The 4,136-nt window shown below is 44.0% G+C and carries 2 protein-coding genes; both read left to right on the top strand.

Going from position 1 to position 4,136, the window contains the following annotated elements:
* Positions 1–473: LPXTG cell wall anchor domain-containing protein (locus HSISS3_RS12115; protein ID WP_134954298.1), on the top strand; the 473-nt coding region annotated here is incomplete at its 5' end.
* 264 nt (positions 474–737) lie between these two features.
* Positions 738–4,136: accessory Sec-dependent serine-rich glycoprotein adhesin (locus HSISS3_RS07850; RefSeq protein WP_042771938.1), on the top strand; the 3,399-nt coding region annotated here is incomplete at its 3' end.

Raw genomic sequence — 4,136 nt, 5'->3', positions numbered from 1 at the left:
CTGAATCACAAAGCACAAGCGCTTCAATCTCAACGAGCCAATCGGTTTCTAATTCATTGAGCGTATCGGAATCAGAAAGTGCAAGCACAAGCGCCTCAGTTTCAGCGAGTCAATCCGTCTCAACGTCAGTCTCTGAATCACAAAGCACAAGCGCTTCAATCTCAATGAGCCAATCGGTTTCAGATTCAATGAGTGCCTCAGAATCAGCAAGCACTTCAAGCAGCGTTTCAGCTTCAGTAAGTGTCTCAACTTCAATGAGTGAATCAGCAAGCACTTCATTGTCTGCTTCAATGACTACTTCAGCATCATCTTCTGAAGTTAAAGATCCTAAGCATAAGCACGGTAGCCAAGCTCTTCCTAAGACTGGTGAGGAAGACTCATCGGCAGCTCTTGCTTTAGGTGCTTTGGTAACGGCAACAGGTCTTGCCTTTCTTGCCAAACGTAAGAAAGAAGAAGAGGGTGAAGACTTCTAATCGTCAGCAAGTCTCATTCTTACCTTCTCATTAAGATGTATAATATTCCTCATCATTTGAGCTTTTCTCAATGGTGGGGGATTTTTGCTTATCTAAAAAGACTAATAGTTTTAATATATCCAGATTTCTTATTTGTTGGGGGTGCATTTGAATAGATTTGGGAATGTATAAGTTCAGGGAAAGCAAGTTTGAAATGAGATTTTTTGCTCAATTTTATGATAAAATTAGAAGGAGTATTTTAATCAAAAAATTAATGGAGTAAGTATGTTTTTTAGAAGGAATGAAGGTCAATATCGTGAAACGGACCGTGTGACACGTTTTAAACTGGTAAAGTCAGGTAAGCACTGGCTTCGTGCAGCGACTTCAAACTTTGGTCTTTTTAAGGTACTAAGAGGAGGAGTGGATTTACCTTCGATCAGTACCCAGCAGGTGGAAGTGGATTCATCTGCTTTCTCAGGACACTCGCTCCTTAAGGGAGTGCTTGCTACGGGGGCTTTGCTAGGTGGGACTGTTGTGACTCACATGACTCATGCGGAAGAAGTGACAGATGAGCCAGTTTTGGAAAGCCAAGCTGGAGCTAAGGCTGATCTTTTAGTTGCATCAGAATCAGCTCTTATTGGCAATATTGGTTCTGTGTCTAGTGTCCAAGAGGGTCAGGTAAATAGTCAAGAGTCATCTGAAGCTGCGTCAAGTCAGACTTCCGAGACTTCTTTAAATGAGTCCTTGTCAAGCAGTCAATCTATTTCAGCTTCTGAACAGGCTTCAAAATCTGCCTCTCTGTCACTAAGTGCTTCGATTTCGACTTCCTTATCAGTTTCTCTAGCTTCTCAATCGGAATCAGCGAATCAGAAGGATTCTCATAGTTTGTCTGAGAGTGGGCTTACAGGCTCTTCAGGGCGTTATGACAGCATATCTAATCAATCATTTAGCAAGAGTGATAGTGTTTCTCAAGAGGGTGTGAATCTTGTCAGCTCGGATTCAGCCATGTTACATGCTTCTTTAGCATCCGAAGCTCTTGTTAATCGTCAATTGTCTGACACTGCAAACGGTCTGTTGGCTGTTTCGCTTGTGTCTAATACTGAGCGTTCAGATCAAGAAAAGCGTCTCAAAGATTTGGCCTTAGAGATTTATACTTATAAAGCTCAAGCACTTGATTTGCCAAATACGGCTGCGGCTATTCTGAAGGGAAATCAAGCCTTGGATGCTATTCGTGTCAGTCTGGCTGATAGTGGCGTTGACATGGCCCCTACACTTACACAAGCAAGACAGGCTAGAAATAGTCTTGCTAATGCGGTGCTGCGTGCGACATCTGGTCAGCGTGACCCTCGAAATGGTGCTATCATTGGTACTGATAATAGCTTGCGTAATCCTTATTATAACTTAGGTCCTAACAATGCTGTGATTTCTGCTTATAACTCTGACTACATCAATCAGGCCTATCGGGTTGTTGAATCAAGGCCAACAGAAAACAGTATTCGTAAAATTGGTTATGCAACTGATAGTGATCGTGTCAATGGTATCATTGTTCCCCAGACCTCTGCTTTGAGAAATAGTTCCGTTGCTTTTAATGTTATGGGAACAGTTGGGGCTACTGAAGTAGTGCCGCCAGGAAGAATTTATAAGTTATCTTTTGTTGTGACCAATAGTGTCAACAGATCAGTGAAACAAACGCTTAGCATCCAGGTCTTACCTCAAAATGATGGGATTCGCAACCCGATTAAGGCAGTGACAACGGGTACTTTTGTCAATGACACGAGCAATCTCGCTCAGGCTGAAAAAGATAAGGTTTGGGAAACTTTTAAGGCGACAAATCCAAATATTGCGACCTCTAAGGACTTTAAGTCTTATTCCGTCTCAGCGACAGGTGTAGTGACCATTACCTATAAGGATAATACCTCTAACGATGTGACTGCTCCTGTCAAACGCCTGCCTGCCCCAACGGTGGCGACAAGGCTGTTGGATAAAGCCTATACACAGACAGCTGTAACGGTAACAGGAGCTGAACCAGGGTCAACCGTTGTTTTATACAATAATGATGATGAGGTCGGAACAGCAGTGGCAAATGCTTCTGGCCAAGCGATTGTGACGCCAACGGTTAAGTTACAAACTGGTGGTGTAACGGCTAAAGCTCGCATCATGTATGGTAATTACCCTGTTTATTCAGATGCTAGTAACTCGGTTGCAGTCACAGATAGCACACGACCTGAAGTGGCTGCCAAGTTGACTGTCAATGGTGTCGAACCCAAGTCTACACCCCTTGAAGGTGGTGGAAAAAACTACATTATCTATGCGGGTGATGATGCAGTTTTGACCTTTACCGCTACTGATGATAGTGGCAAGCTCAAAGAAATGAAGATTGTTGCCAGAGCTAATTTGGATGACAATGCTTTGAACGGTAATTTCTTTGGTGGAACCCAATACGGTACGGGAAATATAGCGCCAATTACAGGTGATATTACGGCAACAAGTGCTAATCCGGCAACCATTACGACAACTATTCATTTGAAGGATGATTTGACCTATTCTGCCCGTAACACCTGGCAGCGTAATGTGGCTGCTATTGACAATGCGTCTAATATGAATCGTCCAAATGGTTTGGGTGAAATTCGGATGACGCAAGGACGTCTTGCAGATCGTACGCCAGGTGTTGCGCCAACGACGACCATTCAGGTGACAAGCCTGACTGCTCTGACAGAGGCAGATAAGAGTAAGATTATTGCGGCTGTGTCGGCCTTGAACCCAGAAGCAGCTAATCGTATTAAGTCTTATACAGTCAATAATGATGGCACGGTGACAATTACTTATAAGGATGATACGACAAATACCGTGACGGTACCCTTGTCTAATAGTGACTATAGCAAGTCTCTTTCTAATAGTACGAGTGAATCTGTGAAACAGTCAGCATCTACAAGTACTTCCGTGAGTACAGTGGTGTCAAGGAATGTTTCAAATTCACTAAAACAATCTCTCTCAGTGAGTGCCTCTTTGAGCACGGTCAAGTCTCGCAGCTTATCACAATCTTTGAGCACATCGGTACGAACCAGCCAGTCCGCTTCTACAAGTGCTTCCTTGAGTACAGTCAAGTCTCGTAGTTTATCACAATCTTTGAGCACATCGGTACGAACCAGCCAGTCCGTTTCCACAAGTGCGTCCTTGAGTACCGTTAAATCACAGAGTCTGTCCCAGTCCTTGAGCGAATCAGTCAAGATCAGTGTTTCTCGCAGTGGATCTGCCTCCACAAGTGCGTCTTTGAGTACAGTTAAGTCTCGCAGTTTATCGCAGTCATTGAGCACATCGGTACGAACCAGCCAGTCCGTTTCCACAAGTGCGTCCTTGAGTACCGAGAAGTCACAAAGCTTGTCTCAATCCTTGAGTGAGTCAGTTAAGACCAGCGTTTCTCGCAGTGAATCTGCGTCAACGAGTGCGTCCTTGAGTACATCGAAGTCACAAAGCTTATCCCAGTCTTTGAGCGATTCAGTCAAGACGAGTGTTTCTCGTAGTGAATCTGCCTCAACGAGTGCGTCCTTAAGTACCGTTAAATCACAAAGCTTATCCCAGTCCTTGAGTGAGTCAGTCAAGACGAGTGTTTCTCGCAGTGAATCTGCGTCAACGAGTGCGTCTTTGAGTACCGTTAAGTCACAAAGCTTATCCCAGTCCTTGAGC

It is taken from the genome of Streptococcus sp. HSISS3 (assembly GCF_000448605.1).
Classification (GTDB): domain Bacteria; phylum Bacillota; class Bacilli; order Lactobacillales; family Streptococcaceae; genus Streptococcus; species Streptococcus raffinosi.
This window is presented reverse-complemented; position numbering and strand designations above follow the sequence as displayed.